Source organism: Pseudomonas fluorescens (assembly GCF_902497995.1).
Taxonomy (GTDB): domain Bacteria; phylum Pseudomonadota; class Gammaproteobacteria; order Pseudomonadales; family Pseudomonadaceae; genus Aquipseudomonas; species Aquipseudomonas fluorescens_BK.
This window is the reverse complement of record NZ_CABVII010000003.1, coordinates 180,890-203,905: the sequence shown is the minus strand read 5'-3', so window position 1 is coordinate 203,905 and position 23,016 is coordinate 180,890. Positions and strand designations below refer to the sequence as shown.

Annotated in this window: 24 protein-coding genes, 1 pseudogene and 1 riboswitch; of the genes and pseudogenes, 19 read left to right on the top strand and 6 right to left on the bottom strand. The window is 61.2% G+C overall.

Annotated features, from left to right (window positions below; translation table 11 throughout):
- Window positions 1-119 precede the first annotated feature (119 nt).
- The 3 genes from F8N80_RS04835 to htpG all read left to right on the top strand — a co-directional run bounded on the left by F8N80_RS04835 (window position 120) and on the right by htpG (window position 3,031).
- Window positions 120-596 carry a PaaI family thioesterase gene (locus tag F8N80_RS04835; RefSeq protein WP_150746784.1) on the top strand — a complete coding sequence of 159 codons (477 nt, stop codon included), beginning with the start codon at window positions 120-122 and terminating at the stop codon, window positions 594-596.
- Window positions 593-1,045, top strand: coding sequence for a PaaI family thioesterase (locus tag F8N80_RS04830; RefSeq protein ID WP_150783333.1), 453 nt, complete (start codon window positions 593-595; stop codon window positions 1,043-1,045). Before F8N80_RS04835 ends, F8N80_RS04830 begins: the two co-directional genes overlap by 4 nt.
- An 81-nt stretch (window positions 1,046-1,126) precedes the next feature.
- Window positions 1,127-3,031 carry a molecular chaperone HtpG gene (gene htpG, locus F8N80_RS04825; protein WP_150783332.1) on the top strand — a complete coding sequence of 635 codons (1,905 nt, stop codon included), beginning with the start codon at window positions 1,127-1,129 and terminating at the stop codon, window positions 3,029-3,031.
- Between the two features lie 206 nt (window positions 3,032-3,237).
- Here htpG and F8N80_RS04820 read toward each other — a convergent pair whose 3' ends face one another.
- Both F8N80_RS04820 and F8N80_RS04815 read right to left on the bottom strand, forming a co-directional pair.
- Entirely contained in the window at window positions 3,238-4,098 is an 861-nt protein-coding gene (locus F8N80_RS04820) for a pirin family protein (RefSeq protein WP_150783331.1), read from the bottom strand.
- Between the two features lie 61 nt (window positions 4,099-4,159).
- Window positions 4,160-4,576 (bottom strand): OsmC family protein, encoded by a 417-nt coding sequence (locus tag F8N80_RS04815; protein ID WP_150746788.1) that lies wholly within the window; start codon window positions 4,574-4,576, stop codon window positions 4,160-4,162.
- Window positions 4,577-4,728: 152 nt separating this feature from the next.
- Here F8N80_RS04815 and F8N80_RS04810 point away from each other — a divergent pair, with 152 nt between their 5' ends.
- The gene (locus tag F8N80_RS04810; RefSeq protein ID WP_150783330.1) at window positions 4,729-5,733 is read left to right on the top strand and encodes an amidohydrolase family protein; all 1,005 of its coding nucleotides are present in this window, start codon (window positions 4,729-4,731) and stop codon (window positions 5,731-5,733) included.
- A gap of 144 nt (window positions 5,734-5,877) precedes the next feature.
- Here the strand turns inward: F8N80_RS04810 and F8N80_RS04805 are convergent, their stop codons facing one another.
- From F8N80_RS04805 to purM, 3 genes are read right to left on the bottom strand one after another with little or no spacing between them, the layout of a single operon-like run.
- A complete protein-coding gene (locus tag F8N80_RS04805) occupies window positions 5,878-6,591 on the bottom strand; it encodes a DUF3108 domain-containing protein (protein WP_150746790.1) in 714 nt (237 codons plus the stop codon).
- Window positions 6,592-6,599: 8 nt separating this feature from the next.
- Complete coding sequence (purN, locus tag F8N80_RS04800; protein ID WP_150783329.1) at window positions 6,600-7,250, bottom strand: phosphoribosylglycinamide formyltransferase; 651 nt, start codon at window positions 7,248-7,250, stop codon at window positions 6,600-6,602.
- The gene (gene purM, locus F8N80_RS04795) at window positions 7,250-8,308 is read right to left on the bottom strand and encodes a phosphoribosylformylglycinamidine cyclo-ligase (protein WP_150783328.1); all 1,059 of its coding nucleotides are present in this window, start codon (window positions 8,306-8,308) and stop codon (window positions 7,250-7,252) included. The genes purN and purM overlap by 1 nt, the downstream gene beginning before the upstream one ends.
- A 382-nt stretch (window positions 8,309-8,690) precedes the next feature.
- Between purM and F8N80_RS04790 the strand changes: the two genes are divergently transcribed.
- The 6 genes from F8N80_RS04790 (at window position 8,691) to F8N80_RS04765 (ending at window position 14,028) form a co-directional block, all read left to right on the top strand.
- Entirely contained in the window at window positions 8,691-9,749 is a 1,059-nt protein-coding gene (locus F8N80_RS04790; RefSeq protein WP_150746793.1) for a DUF2066 domain-containing protein, read from the top strand.
- Window positions 9,750-9,784: 35 nt separating this feature from the next.
- The gene (locus F8N80_RS04785; RefSeq protein ID WP_150746794.1) at window positions 9,785-10,858 is read left to right on the top strand and encodes an AI-2E family transporter; all 1,074 of its coding nucleotides are present in this window, start codon (window positions 9,785-9,787) and stop codon (window positions 10,856-10,858) included.
- Window positions 10,859-11,088: 230 nt separating this feature from the next.
- Entirely contained in the window at window positions 11,089-11,793 is a 705-nt protein-coding gene (gene hda, locus F8N80_RS04780) for a DnaA regulatory inactivator Hda (protein WP_008033543.1), read from the top strand.
- 213 nt (window positions 11,794-12,006) lie between these two features.
- A complete protein-coding gene (locus F8N80_RS04775; protein WP_150783327.1) occupies window positions 12,007-12,657 on the top strand; it encodes a C40 family peptidase in 651 nt (216 codons plus the stop codon).
- 164 nt (window positions 12,658-12,821) lie between these two features.
- Window positions 12,822-13,358 (top strand): C40 family peptidase, encoded by a 537-nt coding sequence (locus tag F8N80_RS04770; RefSeq protein WP_150783326.1) that lies wholly within the window; start codon window positions 12,822-12,824, stop codon window positions 13,356-13,358.
- A 16-nt stretch (window positions 13,359-13,374) separates the two neighbouring features.
- A complete protein-coding gene (locus tag F8N80_RS04765; protein WP_150783325.1) occupies window positions 13,375-14,028 on the top strand; it encodes an O-methyltransferase in 654 nt (217 codons plus the stop codon).
- 63 nt (window positions 14,029-14,091) lie between these two features.
- Here the strand turns inward: F8N80_RS04765 and F8N80_RS31405 are convergent.
- Window positions 14,092-14,394, bottom strand: a pseudogene (locus tag F8N80_RS31405) (sorbosone dehydrogenase family protein); the annotation flags it as partial.
- A gap of 16 nt (window positions 14,395-14,410) precedes the next feature.
- Window positions 14,411-14,644, top strand: a riboswitch (cobalamin riboswitch).
- 82 nt (window positions 14,645-14,726) lie between these two features.
- Here F8N80_RS31405 and cobO point away from each other — a divergent pair.
- From cobO to cobC, 9 genes are all read left to right on the top strand, one after another.
- A complete protein-coding gene (cobO, locus tag F8N80_RS04755) occupies window positions 14,727-15,338 on the top strand; it encodes a cob(I)yrinic acid a,c-diamide adenosyltransferase (protein WP_150783324.1) in 612 nt (203 codons plus the stop codon).
- Window positions 15,335-16,735, top strand: a complete 1,401-nt coding sequence (locus F8N80_RS04750; RefSeq protein WP_150783323.1) for a cobyrinate a,c-diamide synthase — start codon at window positions 15,335-15,337, stop codon at window positions 16,733-16,735. The genes cobO and F8N80_RS04750 overlap by 4 nt, the downstream gene beginning before the upstream one ends.
- Window positions 16,732-17,382 carry a 5,6-dimethylbenzimidazole synthase gene (gene bluB / locus F8N80_RS04745; protein ID WP_150783322.1) on the top strand — a complete coding sequence of 217 codons (651 nt, stop codon included), beginning with the start codon at window positions 16,732-16,734 and terminating at the stop codon, window positions 17,380-17,382. The genes F8N80_RS04750 and bluB overlap by 4 nt, the downstream gene beginning before the upstream one ends.
- The gene (gene cbiB / locus F8N80_RS04740; RefSeq protein WP_150783321.1) at window positions 17,379-18,287 is read left to right on the top strand and encodes an adenosylcobinamide-phosphate synthase CbiB; all 909 of its coding nucleotides are present in this window, start codon (window positions 17,379-17,381) and stop codon (window positions 18,285-18,287) included. The genes bluB and cbiB overlap by 4 nt, the downstream gene beginning before the upstream one ends.
- Entirely contained in the window at window positions 18,280-19,272 is a 993-nt protein-coding gene (gene cobD, locus F8N80_RS04735) for a threonine-phosphate decarboxylase CobD (RefSeq protein ID WP_150783320.1), read from the top strand. Before cbiB ends, cobD begins: the two co-directional genes overlap by 8 nt.
- Window positions 19,269-20,720 (top strand): cobyric acid synthase, encoded by a 1,452-nt coding sequence (locus F8N80_RS04730; RefSeq protein ID WP_150783319.1) that lies wholly within the window; start codon window positions 19,269-19,271, stop codon window positions 20,718-20,720. The genes cobD and F8N80_RS04730 overlap by 4 nt, the downstream gene beginning before the upstream one ends.
- Window positions 20,721-20,870: 150 nt before the next feature.
- A complete protein-coding gene (gene cobU, locus F8N80_RS04725) occupies window positions 20,871-21,389 on the top strand; it encodes a bifunctional adenosylcobinamide kinase/adenosylcobinamide-phosphate guanylyltransferase (protein ID WP_150783318.1) in 519 nt (172 codons plus the stop codon).
- Window positions 21,389-22,444, top strand: coding sequence for a nicotinate-nucleotide--dimethylbenzimidazole phosphoribosyltransferase (gene cobT / locus F8N80_RS04720; RefSeq protein ID WP_150783317.1), 1,056 nt, complete (start codon window positions 21,389-21,391; stop codon window positions 22,442-22,444). The genes cobU and cobT overlap by 1 nt, the downstream gene beginning before the upstream one ends.
- Entirely contained in the window at window positions 22,441-23,016 is a 576-nt protein-coding gene (gene cobC / locus F8N80_RS04715) for an alpha-ribazole phosphatase family protein (protein WP_150783316.1), read from the top strand. Before cobT ends, cobC begins: the two co-directional genes overlap by 4 nt.

Sequence of the window (23,016 nt, the reverse complement as noted above, 5' to 3'; positions counted from 1 at the left end):
GAACACGGTTCTCAGCGTTAAGTTCCTCAATTCATACAGATATATAAGATTATTCCGGCGGGAACTTTTACTCAAAGCGCCTAGTGCGATCTCAGGACACTAATAAGAGTTTTTATCAAATGGCCGAAAACCCCGTTTTTGAGCGTGCGACACGATTCCTGTCGGCGCTGCGACATTGTCAGGTACTGGGGCTGCGGGTTCACAGCGCCAGTCATGAAGGGCTCACCGTGATTTTGCCGTACAGCCCGCAAATCGTCGGCAATCCGCAAACCGGCATCATCCATGGCGGGGCACTGACGTCGCTGATGGACACCGCCTGCGGCATGTCCACCCTCTGCGTGTTGCCCGAGTTCGAAGTGTGTCCGACCCTGGACCTGCGCATCGATTATATGCACGCCGCCGAACCGCACAAAGATGTCTATGGATTCGCCCAGTGCTACCGGGTCACCACCGATGTGATCTTCGCGCGCGGCTTTGCCTACCAGGATGACCCCGAGCAACCCATCGCCCATGTAGTCGGCACCTTCATGCGCATGGGTAAAGCCATCAAGGGCACCAAAGGTTTTGCCGGTGTGATCGCCGCAGGTGCGAAATGACTGACAACTTCAAAGAACAACTGCAACAGGCCCACGAGCAAGGGGACTACGCCTCGCTGCTGCACCTGATTCCCTATGCCAAACTGATCGGCGTCGAGTGTTCGCGCGTGGGGGATGAGTTGCTGTTTCGCTTGCCGGCCAATAAAGACAACATTGGCAACCCGCTGCTGCCGGCGATTCATGGCGGCGTGATTGCCGGGTTCATGGAGTTGGCCGCGGCGCTGCACCTGCTGGTTTTCACCGGATCACCCGGCGTGCCGAAAATCATCGACTTCTCCCTCGACTACCTGCGCGCAGGGCAATTTCGTGACACCTGGGCCCGATGCCAGGTTTGTCGCCAGGGACGGCGCGTCGCCAACGTAGCGATTACGGCCTGGCAAAGTACCGAGTCCGAGCCGATTGCCACGGCCCGGGCCCATTTCAAAATCGAAGAGCCCTTGAAATCCTGATCTGAGCCCCCAACTTTGATGACAACCCGCCGCCGACCATCAAGGTCGCGGCTTATGCCATCTGATTGGAGTTTGATGACCATGAGTGTGGAAACTCAAAAGGAAACCCTGGGCTTCCAGACCGAGGTGAAGCAGCTGCTGCACCTCATGATCCATTCGCTGTATTCCAACAAGGAAATTTTCCTTCGCGAATTGATCTCGAACGCCTCTGACGCTGTAGATAAATTACGCTTCGAAGCCTTGGCCAAGCCTGATCTGCTGGAAGGCGGCGCCGAGCTGAAGATCCGTGTGAGCTTCAACAAGGACGCTAAAACCGTCACCCTCGAAGACAACGGCATCGGCATGAGCCGCGAAGACGCGATTACCCATCTGGGGACTATCGCCAAGTCCGGCACCGCCGATTTCATGAAGCACCTGTCTGGCGATCAGAAGAAAGATTCGCACCTGATCGGTCAGTTCGGGGTGGGTTTCTACTCTGCATTCATCGTTGCCGACAAAGTCGACGTGTTCAGCCGCCGTGCCGGTGCTGCTGCCAGCGAAGGCGTGCACTGGTCGTCCAAGGGTGAAGGCGACTTTGAAGTCGCTACCGTTGAGAAAGCCGAGCGCGGCACCCGAATCGTCCTGCACCTGAAGTCTGGTGAAGACGAATTCGCCGATGGCTGGCGTCTGCGCAACATCATCAAGAAGTACTCCGATCACATCGCGTTGCCGATCGAGTTGCCGAAAGAAGCGGCAGCTGTTGAAGGCGAAGAGCAACCGGCCGTTGAATGGGAAACCGTCAACCGCGCCAGCGCCCTGTGGACCCGTCCGCGTACCGAGATCAAGGACGAGGAATACCAGGAGTTCTACAAGCACGTCGCCCACGATTTCGAGAACCCGCTGAGCTGGAGCCACAACAAGGTCGAAGGCAAGCTGGAATACAGCTCGCTGCTCTACGTGCCGGCCCGTGCTCCGTTCGACCTGTACCAGCGTGAAGCCCCTAAAGGCCTGAAGCTGTACGTGCAGCGCGTGTTCGTCATGGATCAGGCCGAGTCGTTCCTGCCGCTGTACCTGCGCTTCATCAAGGGCGTGGTCGATTCCAATGACCTGTCGCTGAACGTGTCGCGGGAAATCCTGCAGAAAGACCCGATCATCGACTCCATGAAGTCGGCGCTGACCAAGCGTGTGCTCGACATGCTGGAAAAACTGGCGAAGAACGACCCTGAGCAATACAAGAGCTTCTGGAAAAACTTCGGCCAGGTCATGAAAGAAGGCCCGGCAGAAGACTTCGCCAACAAAGAGAAAATCGCCGGCCTGCTGCGTTTCGCCTCCACTCAGGGCGAAGAAGGCGAGCAAGTGGTTTCCCTGGCCGAGTACCTGGCGCGCGCCAAGGAAGGCCAGGACAAGATCTACTACCTGACCGGCGAAACCTACGCGCAGGTCAAAAACAGCCCGCATCTGGAAGTCTTCCGCAAGAAAGGCATCGAAGTGTTGCTGCTGACCGATCGCATCGACGAGTGGCTGATGAGCTACCTCAGCGATTTCGACGGCAAGAGCTTTGTCGACGTGGCGCGCGGTGACCTGGACCTGGGTAACCTGGACTCGGAAGAGGACAAGAAAGCCGCGGAAGAAGTCGCCAAGTCCAAAGAAGGCCTGGTTGAGCGTCTGAAAACGGCACTGGGCGATTCGGTGGCCGAAGTGCGGGTTTCCCACCGTCTGACCGATTCTCCGGCAATCCTGGCCATCGGCGAGCAGGACCTGGGCATGCAAATGCGTCAGATCCTGGAAGCCAGCGGTCAGAAGGTTCCGGAGTCGAAGCCGATCTTCGAATTCAACCCGGCTCACCCGCTGATCGAGAAACTCGACAACGAGCAGAGCGACGAGCGCTTTGGCGACCTGTCGCACATTCTCTTCGATCAGGCGGCCCTGGCGGCCGGCGACAGCTTGAAAGACCCGGCCGCGTATGTGCGCCGCCTGAACAAGCTGCTGGTTGAACTGTCGGTTTAACGGCGTTGCACAAAAAAACCCGCTTCGGCGGGTTTTTTTATTCTGGGGCTTTTGTAGCCCTGATAGGCGTGATGTTAGTGCCGGCCCCTTCGCGAGCAAGCCCGCTCCCACAGTGGATCGGCGTCGACCGTAAACTTTGCGTACGACCTCGATCAAATGTGGGAGCGGGCTTGCTCGCGAAGACAATCTAATAGGCGACTCAGGACTTAAGGCAACTCAATCCGCTCACTTTCCCCCGGCACCGTCGGCCAATCCCCGGCCTCCCAGCGTCGCCGCGCTTCATCGATCACCGCCGGGTCACTCGCCACAAAATTCCAGTTGATCCGCCGCGGCCCATCCAGTGGCGCACCGCCGAACAGCACGGCATGGCAGTCGCTCTCGGCAAACAGCGTCATCTCTTCCCCCGCAGGCAACACCGCCAGCGTATGCGGTTCCAGTAGCTCGCCATTGAGCTGCGCCTCGCCACTCAACACATACAACGCCCGCTCTTCATGCTCGGTGGGGATGAGCAGCGTGGTGGCCGTCAGCAGGTTCAATTCGGCATACAGCGTAGGAGAAAGCACCGGCACCGGCGATTCCAGGCAAAAGCCTGATCCGGCAATCATCCGGATCTTCACGCCAAGGTTATCGCTGACCGGCAGTGTGGCCGCCGGATGGTGGCTGTAGTGCCCCGGGCCTTGTTCATGCTCCTTGGGTGACGCCAGCCAGATTTGCAGGCCGTGCATCCTGAATCCGCTGTCCTTCAACGCCTGCGGTGTGCGCTCGACGTGGGCGATCGCGCTGCCCGCCGTCATCCAGCTGACATCCCCGGCCTCGACCACCTGATCGGAGCCGAGGCTGTCCTTGTGCTGGATTTGCCCTTCGAACAAGTAGGTCAGGGTGGACAGGCCGATATGCGGATGCTGCCGGATATTCATGCCATGGCCTGCCGGGTAACGGGTTTCCAGCATGTGGTCGAAAAACACGAAGGGCCCGACACTGCGGCATTTGGCTGACGGCAAAGGGCGAAGAATCGGTTGGCCTTCGACATCTTCGGCGCGGGGGCGGATCACAAGCAGAGTGTTCATGGTGCATTCCAGGCTGAGCGGGTGACGCGTGGAGCATAACCCGCTTGCGCAGCCCTTGCCGCTATTGGCTGAACGCACCTTCGGACAGATGGGTTTCGATGCTGACCTCAGTGCTGGTCATCAGCTTGTGTACCGGGCAGCGGTCGGCTACGCGGTGCAGTTCGTCGCGCTGGGCGTCGGTGAGCACGCCCTTGAGGGTCAGTTTGACGTGCAGGGCATATTTGCCTTTCTGCTCTTCGCTATTATCGCGTTTGACCTCGACCGAGACACCGGTCAGCGGGATGTCTTTCTTTTTGGCGTACATCTTCAAGGTAACGGCTTTGCAGGCACCGAGGGCGGCGTCGAAGTAGTCATGGGGCTCTGGGGCAGTGCCTTCGCCGCCGATATCTTTGGGTACATCGGCAAACAATTCGTGCTCATCGATCTGGATGCTGTGACGAAAACCTTCGGCGGAAACGGTATTGACGGTAACAGTCATGGGAAACCTCGCAGGTAAGGAAAAGTCATTCAGTCAGAAAAGACCTTGAAGTTATAGAGCATTCCTACACGTTCGCGTTCCACTTTCGTGCCCTGATGAACCCTGGACCTTGCGCTGGGGTCTACGCTGTTCCTACGTTCTGGAGATCGCCCGTGCCTCTGTTCCGCTACAGCGTTGCCTGCCTGTTGGTCTTTGCCTGCCACGTTGCCAGCGCCCGGGAATATGCCTACAGCGATGCGCACCTGCATTACGTGGATTTTTTTCAGGAAACGGCGGGCATGCCGAAATTGCTCAAGGCCATGGCCGACAATCGCATCGAGCATGTGATGATTTCAGGCGTTCCAGTGGCCAAGAAATGGCACGAAGACGAACCCAAGCGTCCACGTTATTACGCCGGCGATGACGCCGATGCTTACTGGTACAGCGCCACCGATGTCATCGTCGCCGCCGCCGTGAACTCGTTGCACCCCGGCCAGCGCCAGAATTTTCACCCGTTCCTGTCAGGTTTCAATCCCAACGACAAGAACTCCGTGGCGCATATCCAGCGCATGCTCGATCTCAATCCCGGTCTATGGCAGGGCATAGGCGAAGTCTTTACCCGCCACGATGACTTGACTGCGCTGACATCCGGCGACACACCGCGGGCGAATAACGAGGCCATGACGCGGATCTATCACCTCGCCGCCGAAAACGATCTGCCGGTCATGCTGCATTCCAACATCACCTCCAAGCGTGAAAAAAATCCACTGTACCTGGCGGAAGTCGAGGAGCCGCTGCGCAATCATCCGCATACCCGGTTCATCTGGGCCCATGCCGGCACCAGCGCGGAAATTCATCGGCACCAGATCCAGCTGGATTTTCTGTTGCCTACTTTGGCGCGCATGCTTGAGGCTTACCCCAACCTGTTCGTCGACCTGTCCTGGAGCATGCTGACGCCTTATCTGCTGGATGGGCAGGGCAAGCCTCGAAGCGAGTGGTTGAAACTGGTGGAGCGCTTCCCGGAGCGCTTCATGCTCGGCTCTGATGTCGTGGGGCGTTTCAACAAGCTCGGTGAGGAAATGCACAGCTTTGATCCGTTTCTCGACGCCTTGCCGGAAGATGTCGCCAGAAAAGTCGCACGAGACAACTTTCTCTCGATCCTGCCCCGTTCCTTGTAGGAGCCAGGCTTGCCGGCGAAGGCGTTCTTGAGGACGCCTTCGCCGGCAAGCCTGGCTCCTACAGGGGACGGATTACAAATGTGGCTATTTGCCGGACACAAAAAAAGCCCCGCATTGTGCGGGGCCCTTTCGTATCGATCCGGATCAGCTGCCTTTGACAGCCTTGCCGTTGACCGTACCGTCCAGGAGCATGATGTTGTACTCCTTGCCGTCAGTCTCGACCTGTTGCAGGCGGACCAGCAGGTAATCCCAGTCCTTGGCGAACCACAGCACGGTGATGCGTTTGCTTTGCGTCGGATCGCGCACGCGTTCGACCTTGATCGCATCGATCTGGCCGGCCTTGGTGTCGACTTTTTCCGAACCCAGCACGCGGAAGTCATAGGTATCGACTTCGCCATCATCGACGACCTGATAGCTCATGCTTTTCTTGCCGGCGGCCACGTCATGCTGCAGGGCCAGCTGATAAGTGGATTTGTCGACCATGCCGCGGTTGAGCGGGAGCTTGACCGGGTCGCCGCGATCGGTGCCGGTGACCATCTTGTTGGTCCAGTCGAAGTCCAGGTCAGCCTTCTTGGCTTTGCCCAGGCCACCCCGTTCGAAATGGTAGGACTGGGGCAGCAAGGTGTCCTTGTCCAGGGTCAGGGTGCTTTCTTCGGTCAGGCTGGCGATCATCATCGAGGCCTTGAAGCTGAGCTTCCAGGCGCCGTTGGCCTGCTTGGTCAGGCTGCGTTCGGCGGTGCCGCTCATCGGCAGCTGCTTCCAGTCGGCGGTATAGCTGGCGGAGAACGGTTGAAGTTCTGCAGCCTGCGCAAAAGGCAGGGCGAGCAGAGCGCAAGCGAGGAGCAGGGCGCGACGCATAAAATCTCCTAGGTTCGAATCAAGTGGCCGCTGGCGGCGAGTAGCTTTCCATCCAGTAAAGCACCTTGCTCGCCGAGGGATAAACGACCTTCGGCAAACCAGCGTACAGCCATCGGGTAGATCAGGTGTTCCTGGCTATGGACTCGCTGCGCCAGACTCTGCTGCGAATCCTGCAACTCTACCGGTATTACTGCCTGTACGACCAGTGGTCCGCCATCGAGTTCCTCGGTGACAAAGTGCACGGAGCAGCCGTGTTCGGTGTCACCGGCCTCCAGCGCGCGCTGGTGAGTGTGTAACCCTTTGTATTTGGGCAGCAGCGAGGGATGAATGTTGAGCAGGCGACCCTGGTAGTGGCGCACGAAGCCGGCGCTGAGAATGCGCATGAAGCCGGCCAGTACCACGAGCTTGGGGTTGAAGGCGTCGATCAGTTCGATCATCGCGGCATCGAAGGCCTCGCGGCCTTCGAAAGCCTTGTGATCCAGGAAGCGGGTGTCGATACCCGCGTCCCTGGCGCGTTGCAGGCCGTAGGCGTCGGCGCGGTTGGAAATCACCGCAGCGATGCGGGCCGGGCTGTCGCCGGTCCGCGTGCTGTCGATCAAGGCCTGCAAGTTACTGCCGGTGCCGGATAACAGCACCACCACATCACAGGTCTGGGACATCAATGAGCCTTGAGGTTTTTCAGTTCGACCTGAGCCGCGCCTTCGGCAGCGATGGCGATCTGACCGATGACCCAGGGCTGCTCGCCCGCTTCGCGCAGGACGTTCAGGGCGGTTTCAACGTGCTCCTGGCCAACGCAGATCACCATGCCCACGCCGCAGTTCAGCACGCGGTGCATCTCGTTTTCGTCAACGTTGCCTTGCTCTTGCAGCCAGTCGAATACGGCCGGACGCGTCCAGCTTGCGACGTCAACCACCGCTTGTGCGCCTTTTGGCAGCACGCGCGGGATGTTGTCCAGCAGACCGCCGCCGGTGATGTGGGCCATGGCCTTGACGGCGCCGGTGTCCTTGATCAGCTTGAGCAGCGGCTTCACGTAGATGCGGGTCGGGGCCATCAGCAGGTCAGTCAGCGGCTTGCCGTCGAGCTGGATGTTTTCGATGTCGGCACCTGCCACTTCGATGATCTTGCGGATCAACGAGTAGCCGTTGGAGTGCGGACCGGAAGACGGCAGGGCGAGCAGGGCATCGCCGGCAGCGACCTTGGAACCGTCGATGATTTCGGATTTTTCCACGACGCCGACGCAGAAACCGGCCAGGTCGTAGTCTTCGCCTTCGTACATGCCAGGCATTTCAGCGGTTTCGCCGCCGACCAGGGAGCAGCCGGACAGTTCGCAGCCGGCGCCGATGCCGGTCACGACCTGGGTCGCGGTTTCGACGTTGAGCTTGCCGGTGGCATAGTAGTCGAGGAAGAACAGCGGCTCGGCGCCGCAGACCACCAGGTCGTTGACGCACATGGCCACCAGGTCGATGCCGATGCTGTCGTGCTTGTTCAGGTTCAGTGCCAGGCGCAGCTTGGTGCCGACGCCGTCGGTGCCGGAAACCAGCACAGGCTGCTTGTAGCCGGCCGGGATTTCGCAGAGGGCGCCAAAACCGCCCAGGCCGCCCATGACTTCCGGGCGCGCAGTGCGCTTGGCGACGCTCTTGATGCGTTCGACCAATGCTTCACCGGCGTCGATGTCTACACCGGCGTCCTTGTAGCTCAGGGAGGGTTGCTTGCTCATGATCCAGGCCTTTAGGGGGGATTCAGGGGTAACGACCGAGTCCAGTGGGACCACTGAAATTGACGAAGGCGATTGCCGAGCGCATGTTTCAGGGGGTCCGGCTGTTGCCGGTCTGCGAAGGCGCGCGATTTTATCAGGCTTGAGGGGCAGCGGCCATCCTCAGGCCGACAGCAGGGGCATATCGGTTGAAAAAAACTGTAATTGCCCGGGTTGGTGCAATCGAGCATGGCTGTATAAGGTAGCGCTATTAACCGTCTATCGTTATGGCAGTGCAAAAAACTACCCGGGTCGTGTGAATGTTTTGCATCGGGAGAGGGTCACAGCCTTGCTCGATTGCCTTCATGCGGTCTGTTCCAGCCGCTCTTGTCGTCAGGAATCTTAAATGCGTTTTTTCAAATTGCTGTTTGTGGGCGGTTTATCGTTGGTCAGCCTCGCCAGTCAGGCCGAAACCGTCAAAGGCCTTTATCAAGTACGCGAGCCTGTCAATAGCCAGGCGCCCGAGGCGCGCGAGCAAGCCACCCTGCGAGCGCTGGATACGCTGGTGCTGCGGCTGACCGGTGATCCCAGGGCGGCGCAAAGTCCGGGGTTGGCCGCACTGCGCAAGGATCCGCAACAGATCATCAGTCAATACGGTTTTGATGCCGGCCCACCGGAAGTACTGAAGGTCGATTTCGACCCGGCCACCACGCAGCAGGCGTTGCGCCGTGCCGGGTTGTCTCTCTGGGGCGCGAACCGACCGTCGATCCTGGGCTGGTGGTTGAACGATGCCACCGAGGGTTCGAACCTGGTGGGCGATGGTCAGGCCAGCGCGACGCCATTGCGCCGCGCGGCACAACACCGTGGTTTGCCATTGCGCTTGCCGCTGGCGGACCTGAATGAGCAGATCGTTGCCACCGCGCCGAATCTGGAAGGCGCGGATCCGGCGCCGTTGCGCGACGCTTCGGACCGTTACAATGCCGATGCCTTGCTGGCAGTGCATGCCCGTGAAGAAGGGGGGCAGTGGCAAGCCAAGTGGCGCTTGTGGCTGGGCGATCAGAAAGAGGCCGGCAGTGTGCAGGGCGCGGATCAGGCCGCCGTGGCCGATGCGGTCATGTTGGCGGTCAGCGAGCGTCTGGCGCCGCGGTTCGTGGTCAAGCCGGGTGCTTCGGGTGAACAATTGCTGGAAGTGCAGGGCATGAACCTGGAGCGCTATGCGGCCCTGGGGCGTTTGCTCGAACCTTTTGGTGCGCGTCTGCAAAGCGTCGACGGCGACCGGATTGTGTATCGGGTCAATGGCAGCGCCGAACAGTTGAAGGCGCAGTTGTCCCTGGCCAGGTTGCAGGAAGTTCCGGCCGGTGAGGCGCCAGCCCCGGCGACCCCTGCCCAGCCCGCGGCTGGTGGCTCGGTACCTGCCGTTGCGCCAGCCCCGAAACCGACACCGCAGTTGCGTTTCCGTTGGTAAGTATTTCTTTCCTTATATAGAAGCTGGAGTGGTTCATGGCCGATACGCGGCGTTGGTTCTGGTTGGGTGGGGTGATCCTGCTCTGCGCGTTTGTCTGGCTGTTGCATCCAATCCTCACGCCATTTCTGGTGGCGCTGCTGCTGGCCTATCTATTCGACCCTCTGGTGGATCGGCTGGAGAAAGCCGGCCTGTCACGGACCTGGGGCGTGATCGCGGTGTTTGCGCTGTTTACCCTGATCTTCACCACCTTGCTGTTGGTGTTGGTGCCGATGCTCGCCAAGCAGTTGTTTCGCTTGTACGAACTGACGCCGCAGATGCTCGACTGGTTGCAGCACAGTGCGCTGCCCTGGGCGCAATCGAAATTTGGCCTGTCGGATGGTTTCTGGAAATTCGACAAGCTCAAGGCCGCGATCAGCGAGCACATGGGCCAGACCACTGACATTGTCGGTGTGGTGTTGAGTCAGGCGACGGCTTCCGGGCTGGCATTGATCGCTTTGCTGGCCAATCTGGTGCTGATCCCGGTGGTGATGTTCTACCTGTTGCGGGACTGGGACCTGATGATGGCCAAGATCCGCAGCTTGCTGCCCCGTGATCGCGAAGCGCGTGTGGTGACGCTGGCCGGTGAATGCCATGAAGTGCTGGGTGCATTCGTGCGCGGGCAGTTGCTGGTGATGGTAGCGCTGGGTGTGATCTATGCGGCGGGCTTGATGCTGATCGGGCTGGAGCTGGGGCTGCTGATCGGGCTGATCGCCGGCCTGGCGGCGATCGTGCCGTACATGGGGTTTGTCATCGGGATCGGTGCGGCATTGGTTGCCGGCCTGTTCCAGTTCGGTGGCGACTTGTATCCCATGGTCGGCATCGTCGCGGTGTTCATGGTCGGCCAGGCGCTGGAAGGTATGGTGCTGACGCCGCTGCTGGTGGGGGACCGGATCGGTCTGCACCCGGTGGCGGTGATCTTCGCGATTCTGGCTGGCGGCGAGCTGTTCGGTTTTACCGGCGTGTTGCTGGCGTTGCCGGTGGCGGCGGTGATCATGGTGCTGCTGCGTCATGTGCACGATTTGTATAAGGATTCTGGTATGTACAGTGGCGTCGACGGACCTGAGCTCTAAGGTGGGCTTGTGGTGTGTCCCGGGCGGCCTGGTTCATGGCCAGGTTGGCCTGCCTCCTTTGCATGGTTGTCGCCCGTAGCGCCAAAGAAACTGCCATAAAACCAGTGCATTAACGCAAACCTTTGATTTTGCTTGTGGTCTGTCGCATTGTGCGGTCAGCTTCACGGGTATAAACTTCGCAAACTTTACACAGAGGCCACTAACGGTTCCCCTGGAACTGTTCAGTCAGCATGAAACCGATTCAGCTGCCCCTAGGTGTGCGTCTGCGTGATGACGCCACCTTTATCAATTACTACCCAGGCGCCAATGCCGCTGCACTCGGCTATGTCGAGCGGCTATGCGAAGCCGACGCCGGCTGGACCGAAAGCCTGATTTATCTCTGGGGCAAGGACGGTGTAGGGCGTACGCATCTGTTGCAGGCGGCCTGCCTGCGTTTCGAGCAGCTGGGGGAGCCGGCGGTGTATCTGCCGTTGGCCGAGCTGCTGGATCGTGGCATCGAAATCCTCGACAACCTCGAACAATACGAGCTGGTCTGCCTGGATGACCTGCAGGCGGTCGCCGGGCGTGCGGATTGGGAGGAGGCGCTGTTCCATCTGTTCAACCGTCTGCGTGACAGTGGTCGGCGCCTGTTGATCGCCGCATCGACGTCCCCGCGTGAGCTGCCGGTCAAGCTGGCGGATCTCAAGTCCCGCCTGACCCTGGCGCTGATCTTCCAGATGCGCCCGCTCTCCGACGAAGACAAATTGCGCGCCTTGCAACTGCGCGCTTCCCGTCGCGGCTTGCACCTCACCGACGAAGTCGGGCATTTCATCCTGACCCGTGGTACTCGCAGCATGAGTGCGCTTTTCGAGTTGCTTGAGCGCCTCGACCAGGCGTCTCTTCAAGCTCAGCGCAAGTTGACGATCCCGTTCCTCAAAGAAACCTTGGGCTGGTGAAGCTCGTGTCTGACGCAGGTTTCGGCAGTTTTCAGACGCCAAAAATCTGCCTTCCTGCAGGTCTGCAGGCTGCGCGACGACTCAATGGGGCTTAAGCGCTTAGATGTAATCGCGAAGTCGGGAAGTCACATGCAGATCGATTGAATTTGCAAATAAGCATGATTACGGGCATAGTCGCGGCCTCTTTTATAACCATCAGCCACGGTCGTGCCCATGCTAAAGCGCTTCGCACCCCTCGTGCCTCTCGCACTTGTCACCCTTTTGTTCGGTTGCGCTGCTCATTCTCCAGTGCCCCAGCAAGAGCAACAACACCAGGTTACACATTCAGTTAACGGCCAATCGTCTTCCGTTCTGCTCCAGGAAGCCATTGAGCAAGAGGCGGCCACCGATAAAGAGCTGGCAAGCTTCGCCAATGGCAAGTCGTACCAGCTTCCGGTTCTGGCCGACAGCATCCTCGAACGTGGCATGTCCCTGATCGGCACCCGTTACCGTTTCGGCGGCACCTCCGAAGCCGGCTTCGATTGCAGCGGTTTCATCGGTTATCTGTTTCGTGAAGAGGCCGGCATGAGCCTGCCGCGCTCCACCCGCGAAATGATCAACGTGGACGCCCCGCTGGTGACTCGCAGCGATCTGAAGCCAGGTGACCTGTTGTTCTTCGCCACCAACGGTCGTCGTGGGCGCGTCAGTCACGCCGGGATCTACCTGGGCGACAACCAGTTCATCCATTCCAGCAGCCGCCGTAGCGGTGGTGTGCGGATCGACAATCTGGGTGACAGCTACTGGAGCAAGAGCTTCATCGAAGCCAAGCGCGCACTCGCCATGGCGCCGGATTCGGTCCCGGCGATCGTCACGGCACGTAAATAAGCGGACATTTTGTAAGGTGAACTTAAAGTCTTACTTGAAGTTTGCCGTGTAGCAGCTAAAATTCTGATCTATTATTGATGGCAAACCGCCTGCGTCCTGCGCAGGCGGTTTTCTTTTCTGCCCTGTCGGTGGAAAAAGCCGCAGCCAGATCAGGGTTTCTGCTTATGACAATGTCAGCCCGCTTCGCAATCCTGTTCTTCGCCGCGCTGCTCAGCGCCTGCGCCAGTCGCACACCGCCCCCTGCGCCGGTGGTTCGCGCGCCGCTGGTTTTCGGTCCCTCCCAAGCCTTTTCTCCCGCCGTTGAAGACGTACTGTTTCGTGCGCTCGGCCTCGTTGGCACGCCCTATCGCTGGGGGGGCAACACGCCGGACTCGGGGTTTGATTGCAGCGGGTTGATCGGCTACGTCTACCGGGATGTGGCCGGTATTTCCTTGCCGCGCACTACTCGCGAGATGATCGGTATGCAAGCGGCCAGTATCGGCAAGGAAGGCCTGCAAACCGGCGACCTGATTTTCTTCGCCACCAATGGCGGCTCCCAGGTCAGCCACGCCGGGATCTATGTCGGTGAAGGTCGCTTCGTCCATGCACCGGCCACTGGCGGTACGGTGAAGCTCGACAGCTTGTCCAAGGCTTATTGGCAGAAAGCCTACCTGAGCGCCAAGCGTGTGCTACAACCGGAGCATCTGGCACACAACCCATAGATTGCAGAGTTTGGTCATGACCGCTCGCACGCTCAATCTCGATGATTCCCTGTATCAGTACCTGCTCGATGTCTCCCTCAGGGAGACGCCGCTGCTCAAGCGCTTGCGCGACGAAACCCAGGCGCTGCCCATGGCGCGTTGGCAGGTGGCGCCGGAGCAGGGGCAGTTCCTCGCGTTGCTGGTGAAACTCACCGGCGCCAGGCGTGTGCTGGAAGTCGGCACGTTCACCGGTTACAGCGCCTTGTGCATGGCGGCGGCGTTGCCGGATGACGGTTCGCTGATCTGCTGTGATATTCCTGGAGATTACAACGCTATCGCGCGCCGTTACTGGCAGGAAGCGGGGCTGGCGGGGCGGATTGATCTGCGCCTGGCACCCGCGCTGGAAACCCTGGCCCAGCTGGATCGGCCAGGACAGTTCGACCTGATTTTCATCGATGCCGACAAGGCCAATTACCCGAGCTATCTGGAGCATGCGCTGCGCTTGTTGCGGGTCGGTGGTCTGGCTGTGTTCGATAACACGCTGTGGAGCGGGCGGGTGCTGGAGGAAAATTCCGACAGCGCAGACACCCGAGCCATCCAGGCGCTCAATTTGGCCTTGAAGGATGACTTGCGGGTGGATCTGTCGTTGTTGCCGTTGAGGGATGGGTTGACCTTGTGCCGCAAACTGTAGGAGCGAGGCTTGCCCGCGAAAGCGGTGTGTCAGATAAATCGCCTTCGCGGGCAAGCCTCGCTCCTACAGTTTGCGGGGTCTAGCCGCCGGTACCCGCCACACCTTGTTCCCCACATCATCCGCCATCAGCAAACCTCCCTGTCGATCAATCACCACCTCCGCCGGACGGCCCATGGCTTTTTCGCCGCCGGTGAGGAGCCTGGTGAGCACATCAACCGGTTGCCCGACCGGTTTGCCCGCGCTCAATGGCACGAAAATCACTGGGTAGCCACTGTGCGGGTCGCGGTTCCACGAGCCGTGCTGGCCGATGAATGCGCGCTCCTTGAACTGCGTCGACAGGGTGTTGCCTTCTGCAATTGACGCTCCACCCCCAACCCTCTAACCTTCGCGGCTTGTTTCAGGTGCTCTGTGGCCATGGCCGACAGAGTGAAACAGGGAAGTCGGTGAGTGATTGTCTTCGAACGACGAAGAGTCATGATCCCGACGCTGCCCCCGCAACGGTAAATGAGTGAAGACTGCGCCTTGAGCCACTGTGTCGAAAGCCGGCATGGGAAGGCGCGCAGTCAGGCCAGCGCCGCTCATGAGCCCGGAGACCGGCCTGATCCATCCAGCGGCATCACGGTGGGCGATGCCAGGCTTTTTGCCGTCTGTTCTTGTGCCTGCCCGCCGTTATTCAGCCTCAACGGAGAGCTCCCCCCATGACTGATACTCCCGATCGTGATGAACGTCACCTGGCGCGCATGCTGCGCAAAAAAGCCGTGATCGATGAACGCATCGCCAATTCCCCGAACGAATGCGGCCTGCTGCTGGTGCTGACCGGCAACGGCAAAGGCAAGAGCAGCTCGGCCTTTGGCATGCTCGCCCGATCCCTGGGGCATGGCATGCAGTGTGGCGTGGTGCAGTTCATCAAGGGCCGCAACAGCACCGGCGAAGAATTGTTCTTTCGCCGTTTTCCAGAGCAGGTGCGGTTTCATGTGATGGGCGAGGGCTTCACCTGGGAAACCCAGGACCGCCAGCGTGATATCGCTGCCGCCGAAGCCGCCTGGGCAGTGTCCCGCGAGCTGCTGAGGGATCCGTCCATCGGTCTGGTGGTGCTTGATGAGTTGAACATCGCCCTCAAACACGGTTATCTCGACCTCGATCAGGTGCTCAGCGACTTGCAGGCGCGTCCGCCGATGCAGCATGTGGTGGTCACCGGTCGCGGCGCCAAGCCGGAAATGATCGAGCTGGCCGACACCGTCACGGAAATGGGCGTGATCAAGCACGCGTTCCAGGCCGGTATCAAAGCGCAAAAAGGCGTCGAATTGTGAGTCAGCCACGTCATTGCCCCGCGGTATTGATTGCCGCGCCGGCCTCCGGTCAGGGCAAGACCACCGTCACCGCCGCGTTGGCCCGGTTGCATCGCAATCAAGGGCGCAAGGTGCGGGTCTTCAAGTGCGGGCCGGACTTCCTCGACCCGATGATTCTCGAGCGCGCCAGCGGTGCGCCGGTCTATCAACTGGACATGTGGATGGTCGGCGAGCAGGAAAGTCGTCGACTGTTGTGGGAAGCCGCCGCTGATGCCGACCTGATCCTGATCGAAGGGGTCATGGGGCTGTTCGACGGTACGCCGTCCAGCGCCGACCTGGCGCGGCACTTCGGGGTGCCGGTGCTGGGTGTGATCGACGGCACTGCCATGGCCCAGACCTTTGGCGCACTGGCCCTGGGCCTGGCGCGTTATCAGCCGGACTTGCCGTTTGCCGGCGTGTTGGCCAATCGCGTCGGCACCTTGCGTCATGCGCAATTGCTCGAAGGCAGCCTGACGGAAGGCTTGCGCTGGTATGGCGCCTTGTCCCGGGAAACCGGGATCGAATTGCCGAGCCGTCACCTGGGGCTGGTTCAGGCCAGCGAGCTGAACGACCTTGATCTGCGCCTCGACGCCGCGGCCGATGCCTTGGCCAGCAGTTGCGAGGTGGCGTTGCCACCGGCAGTGGCATTCGCTGCCCCCGATGTGATCGCTGCCGAGCCTTTGTTGGCCGGCGTGCGGATTGCCGTGGCCCGTGATGAAGCTTTTGCCTTCACCTACGGCGCGAGCCTGGATCTGCTGCAAGCGATGGGCGCCGAGTTGCTGTTTTTCTCGCCGATCCGTGATGCCGGATTGCCCCAGGCGGACAGTCTCTACCTGCCGGGCGGTTATCCGGAATTGCACCATGTGGCGCTGTCGCAGAACACATCGATGCTCGATGCGATTCGCGCGCATCATGCGGCGGGCAAACCGTTGTTGGCCGAGTGTGGCGGCATGCTTTATCTGCTTGATTCGTTGACCGATGTCGAGGGCACCCGGGCTGAACTGGTCGGCTTGCTGGCTGGGGATGCGGTGATGCAGAAGCGTCTGGCTGCGTTGGCCCTGCAAGCGGTTGAACTGCCGGAGGGTTTGTTGCGTGGGCATACCTATCATCATTCGCTGACCAGTACCGGGCTTGAGCCGATTGCCCGTGGGTTGAGCCCGAATGGCGGGCGTGGGGCGGAGGTGGTTTATCGTCAGGGGCGGATGACGGCCTCTTATGTGCATTTTTATTTTCCGTCCAATCCGACTGCTATAGCCGCACTGTTCGCGCCTGACCTTGAGGACGCCTTCGCGAGCAAGCCCGCTCCCACATTTGCAAGTGTGTTGCCTGACGAAACGCGGTCAACGGTGGGAGCGGGCTTGCTCGCGAAGAGGCCATGACGGACAACGCATTCAGCCAGGTCGAACGCCAAGCGGTTTACCGTGCGATCGCCGAACGCCGCGACATGCGCCACTTCAGCGGTGGCACCGTCGAGCCCGAATTACTGCGGCGCCTGCTCGAAGCCGCACACCAGGCCCCGAGCGTGGGCCTGATGCAGCCCTGGCGCTTCCTGCGCATCAGCGACCGCACCCTGCGCGGCAAGATTCAACAGCTGGTGGAAGAAGAACGCATCCGCACCGCCGAAGCCCTCGGCGAGCGCAGCGACGAATTCATGAAGCTCAAGGTCGAAGGCATCAACGACTGCGCCGAAGTGCTGGTCGCCGCCCTGATGGACGATCGCGATCGGCATATCTTCGGCCGCCGTACCTTGCCGGAAATGGACATGGCCTCCTTGTCCTGCGCGATCCAGAACCTGTGGCTGGCATCCCGTGCCGAGGGGCTGGGCATGGGCTGGGTCTCTGTGTTCGAGCCGCAAGCCCTGGCCGACTTGCTGCAAATGCCCGTTGGCGCCAAGCCGTTGGCCGTGCTCTGCCTGGGCCCGGTCCAGGCGTTTTATCCAGCGCCGATGCTAGTCCTGGAAGGCTGGGCCCAAACGCGTGCGCTTAGCGAATTGCTGTATGAAAATTATTGGGGAGTGAGTCAATGAGTGTGGCGTTATTGAGTGTCGCCGCGGTGGCGCTGGATGCGCTGCTGGGTGAACCCAGGCGCTGGCATCCGCTGGTGGCGTTCGGCCGTTTTGCCGACCGCATCGAGCAACGTTTCAACAGCGAAGGTCGCGGCTGGCGCAGTCACGGCGTCACCGCCTGGGTGCTCGCGGTCGTGCCGCTGACCTTGCTGGCCACGGCTTTTTCCTGGGCGCCTTATGTCGGCTGGATCGTCGAAATCCTCGCGCTCTATTGCGCCCTCGGCCTGCGCAGCCTGGGTGAACACGTCGAGCCAGTGGCCAAGGCCCTGCGCAGCGATGATCTGGAGCAAGCGCGCACACGTGTCAGCTATCTGGTCAGCCGCCAGACCAGCGAACTGGATAAAACCGAAGTCGCCCGTGCCGCCACCGAATCGGTGCTGGAGAACGGCAGCGATGCGGTATTTGCCGCGCTGTTCTGGTTCGCCGTGGCGGGGGCGCCCGGTGTGGTGCTCTATCGCCTGAGCAACACCCTCGATGCCATGTGGGGTTACCGTAACGAGCGCTTCGAACGTTTCGGCTGGGCCGCGGCCAAGATCGACGACGTGCTCAACTACATTCCCGCACGTCTGGTGGCGTTGACCTACGCGCTGCTGGGCAAGACCCGCCTGGCGTTGAAATGCTGGCGCACCCAGGGCCCGACCTGGGACAGCCCGAATGCCGGGCCGGTGATGGCCGCCGGTGCCGGTGCCCTCGGCGTCGAGTTGGGCGGGGCGGCGATTTATCACGGTGAACTGCATCAGCGCCCGCCACTGGGTGAAGGCCCGCCGGCGGATGCCGACTCCATCGACCGTGGCTGGCAGTTGGTCAAGCGCGGGGTATGGTTATGGTTGCTGATCCTTTGCGTGGGGGCTGAATTCTATGCTTGAGCACGGAGGTCGATTGCGCAAGGCGGCGCTCGAACACAGCATCGCCGAAGCTGACTGGCTAGACCTGTCCAGCGGCCTCGCACCCTGGCCGTTTGCGGTGCCGGATGTGCCGTTGCGCGCCTGGGCGCGATTGCCGGAAACCGATGACGGTCTGGAGCAGGCGGCCTGTGACTACTACGGCGCCGCACAAGTGCTGCCGGTGGCCGGTTCGCAAATGGCGATCCAGCTGTTGCCGCGTTTGCGTCGCATCGGCAAGGTCGGCGTGCTCTCGCCCTGTTACGCCGAGCACGCCGAAGCATGGCGCCGCAGCGGCTATATCGTGCGTGAGGTGCTGGAGCAGGAAGTCGACTTCTTTCTCGACAGCCTCGACGTGCTGGTGGTGGTCAACCCGAACAATCCCACCGGCTTGAGCCTGACCCCCAGTCGCCTGCTCGACTGGCATTCGAAACTGGCTCGGCGCGGCGGCTGGCTGGTGGTGGACGAGGCGTTCATGGACAACACGCCGCAGCTGAGCCTGGCGCCTTTTGCCCATCAGGTCGGGTTGATCGTGCTGCGCTCCTTCGGCAAGTTTTTTGGTCTGGCCGGTGTGCGCCTGGGGTTTGTGCTGGCCGAGCGCAAGCTGCTCAAATTGCTGGCCGAACAGGTGGGGCCGTGGGCGGTCAGCGGGCCTACCCGGGTCGTGGGGCAGGCCTGCCTGCTGGACGCCGAAGGGCACGCTCGCCAACGCCAGCGCACCGAAGCGGCCAGCGAGCGTCTCGGACGATTGCTGGCACAACAGGGTTTCGCCCCCCAGGGCGGCTGCGCCCTGTTTCAATGGCTGATCACCGAGCGCGCCGAAGCCCTGCATGAATTCATGGCCCGGCGCGGCATTCTGCTGCGCTTGTTCACGCACAACAGCAGCCTGCGATTCGGCTTGCCCGCCGATGAAGCCGACTGGACACGTCTCGCGCAAGCGTTCGAAGCCTATGCCAAGGAAAGCCAATGACAACGTTGATGGTGCAAGGCACCACGTCGGACGCCGGTAAAAGCACGCTGGTGACGGCGCTCTGTCGCTGGGTCACCCGGCAGGGCGTCAGCGTCGTGCCGTTCAAGCCACAGAACATGGCGCTCAACAGCGCCGTGACCGCCGATGGCGGCGAAATCGGTCGCGCGCAAGCGGTGCAGGCCCAGGCGGCCAACCTTGAACCGCACACCGACATGAACCCGGTGCTGCTCAAACCCAACAGCGATACCGGCGCCCAGGTGATCATTCATGGTCGCGCCGTCACGACCATGAATGCGGTTGCCTATCACGACTATAAAACCATCGCCATGCAAGCGGTGCTGGCGTCCCATGACCGGCTGAGCGCGGCTTATCCGGTGGTCATGGTCGAAGGCGCGGGCTCGCCGGCCGAGATCAATCTGCGCGCCGGCGACATCGCCAACATGGGGTTTGCCGAGGCGGTGGACTGCCCGGTGGTGCTGATCGCCGACATCAATCGCGGCGGTGTATTCGCCCATCTGGTGGGCACTCTGGAGTTGCTGTCGCCGAGCGAGCAGGCACGGGTCAAGGGTTTCATCATCAACCGCTTTCGCGGCGACATCGCTTTACTGCAGCCGGGGCTGGATTGGCTGGAGGCGCGCACCGGCAAACCGGTGATCGGCGTCTTGCCCTATGTGATAGACCTGCACCTGGAAGCCGAGGACGGTATCGATCAGCGCCAGACTGACAAGGCGGACCAGGTGCTCAAAGTGCTGGTGCCGGTGCTGCCGCGGATCAGCAACCATACCGACTTCGACCCGCTGCGCCTGCACCCGCAAGTGGACCTGCAATTCATCGGCCCCGGTCAGGCTATCCCGCCAGCCGACCTGATCATTCTTCCCGGTTCGAAAAGCGTGCGCAGCGATCTCGCGTATCTGCGGGCCAATGGCTGGGACAGCGCCATCAGTCGTCATCTGCGCTATGGGGGAAAAGTGCTGGGCATCTGTGGTGGCCTGCAGATGCTCGGCGAGCAGGTGCATGACCCGCTGGGCCTCGAAGGTGCGCCTGGGTCGAGCGCCGGTCTGGGGTGGCTGGCGTTCCACACGCAGCTTGAACAAGAGAAGCAGCTGCGTAATGTTCGTGGGCGTCTGGCGCTGGAAGATGCGCCGGTCACTGGCTATGAAATCCATGCTGGGGTGACCACCGGGCCGGCGCTGGAAAACGCAGCCGTGCAGCTCGACGATGGTCGTTGCGATGGTGCGCAAAGTATTGATGGACAGATTTTCGGCACCTACCTGCATGGCCTGTTCGAATCGCCGGCGGCCTGCAGTGCGTTGTTGCGTTGGGCGGGATTGCAGGAGGTCCAGGACGTGGATTATCACGGGTTGCGCGAGCGGGATATCGAGCGGCTGGCGGATCTGGTGGAGAAGCATCTGGATACCCGACTGCTGCGTGAACTCTGTGGTTTTTGAGGTGTCTGTGCCGGCCCCTTCGCGAGCAAGCCCGCTCCCACATTTGATCGGCGTCGAACACTCATTTTATGTGCGCTGGAGATCTAATGTGGGAGCGGGCTTGCTCGCGAAGGCGGCAGTCGCCTCACTGAAGATTTTAAGGAATGAACCATGCTGCAACTGATCCTCGGCGGCGCCCGCTCCGGCAAAAGTCGCCTGGCCGAAAAACTCGCCTCCGACAGTGGTCTGGCAGTGACCTACATCGCCACCAGCCAACCCCTGGACGGAGAAATGAACGACCGGGTCGCCCATCATCGGGCCCGTCGTCCGGCCGAATGGTCGTTGATCGAAGAACCCGTTGAACTGGCCCGCGTCCTGCGCGAAACCGCCAGCGTCGATCGTTGCCTGTTGGTGGACTGCCTGACCCTGTGGCTGACCAACCTGCTGATGTTCGACGACGCCGAGCGTTTGACGGCCGAACGCGAAGCCCTGCTCGATTGCCTGGCATCGCTGCCGGGCGAGATCATTTTTGTCAGCAACGAAACCGGAATGGGTGTCGTGCCGCTGGGCGAATTGACTCGCCGCTATGTCGATGAAGCCGGTTGGCTGCATCAAGCCTTGGCCGAGCGCTGTCAGCGCGTCGTCCTGACCGTCGCCGGCCTGCCCCTGACTTTGAAAGGAACTGCGTAATGACTCAAGCCTGGTGGCTGAACCCGTGCAAGCCGATCGACGCTCAAGCGCTCGAGCAGGCCCGGATGCGGCAACAGCAGTTGACCAAACCTGCCGGCTCCCTCGGTCGTCTCGAGTCGGTGGCGGTGCAATTGGCCGGTCTGCAGGGACGGCTGAAGCCGAGTCTGGATCAGCTGTGGATCGCGATATTCGCCGGTGACCATGGCGTGGTCGCCGAAGGTGTGTCGGCGTTTCCCCAGGAAGTCACCGGGCAGATGCTGCACAACTTCGTCAGCGGCGGTGCGGCGATCAGCGTGTTGGCGCGGCAACTGGGGGCATCCCTTGAAGTGATCGATCTCGGCACCGTGACGCCGTCGTTGAGTCTGCCGGGCGTACGTCACCTCGACCTCGGCCCGGGCACCGCCAATTTCGTGGAAGGCCCGGCCATGACTCAAGCCCAGGGCGAACTCGCCTTGCAGGCCGGCCGCGACAGCGTGCAGCGTGCCATCGCGGCGGGCGCACAGTTGTTCATCGGTGGTGAAATGGGCATTGGCAACACCACCGCGGCCAGCGCCTTGGCCTGCGCCTTGCTCGATTGCCCGGTGCTGCATCTGGCCGGACCGGGCACCGGACTCGACGCGGCGGGCGTCAGCCATAAGGCACAGGTCATCGAACGCGCGTTGGCGTTGCACGGCGCTGAGCGTGGCGATGTGCTGCAAACCCTGTTCAACCTCGGCGGTTTTGAAATCGCCGCGCTGGTCGGCGCGTATCTGGCGTGTGCCCAGGAAGGTGTGGCGGTGCTGGTGGACGGGTTCATTTGCAGTGTTGCCGCGTTGGTCGCGGTGCGCTTGAACCCGGATTGCCGCGAATGGCTGTTGTTCGGCCATCGCGGTGCCGAGCCGGGTCATCGCCATGTGTTGGAAACCCTGAACGCCGAACCCCTGCTGGACCTGGGGCTGCGCCTGGGTGAAGGCAGTGGCGCCGCGTTGGCGGTGCCGTTGCTGCGTCTGGCCTGCGATCTTCACGGGCAGATGGCGACCTTCGCCGAAGCCGCGGTGGCGGATCGTCCGGCATGACCTTGCACCTTGATCTCTTGCGCCACGGCGAAACCGAACTCGGCGGTGGCCTGCGCGGCAGCCTTGACGATGCGCTGACCGATAAAGGCTGGGCGCAGATGCGCGCGGCGGTCGTCGAGCAAGGGCCTTGGGATCGCGTGGTCAGCTCACCTTTGCAACGTTGTTCACGGTTCGCCGAAGAGCTCGGAGCGCAACTGGGGTTGCCCGTGCAATTGGATAAGGATCTTCAGGAGTTGCATTTCGGGGCCTGGGAGGGGCAGAGCGCCGCGGCGCTGATGGAGACCGATGCGGCAGCGTTGGGTTTGTTCTGGGCCGATCCCTATTCGTTTACGCCGCCTGAGGGTGAGCGGGTCGAGGATTTTTCCACGCGGGTGTTCGCCGCGGTCGGGCGTTTGCAGGCGACCTGCGCGGGTCAGCGGGTATTGCTGATCAGCCATGGCGGTGTGATGCGTTTGTTACTGGCCCAGGCGCGGGGATTGCCCCGTGAACAGTTGCTCAATGTTGAAGTCGGCCATGGTGCGCTGTTTTCCTTGAGCGTCGAAACCGGCGTCATCCTGACAGAAGCGAACTGA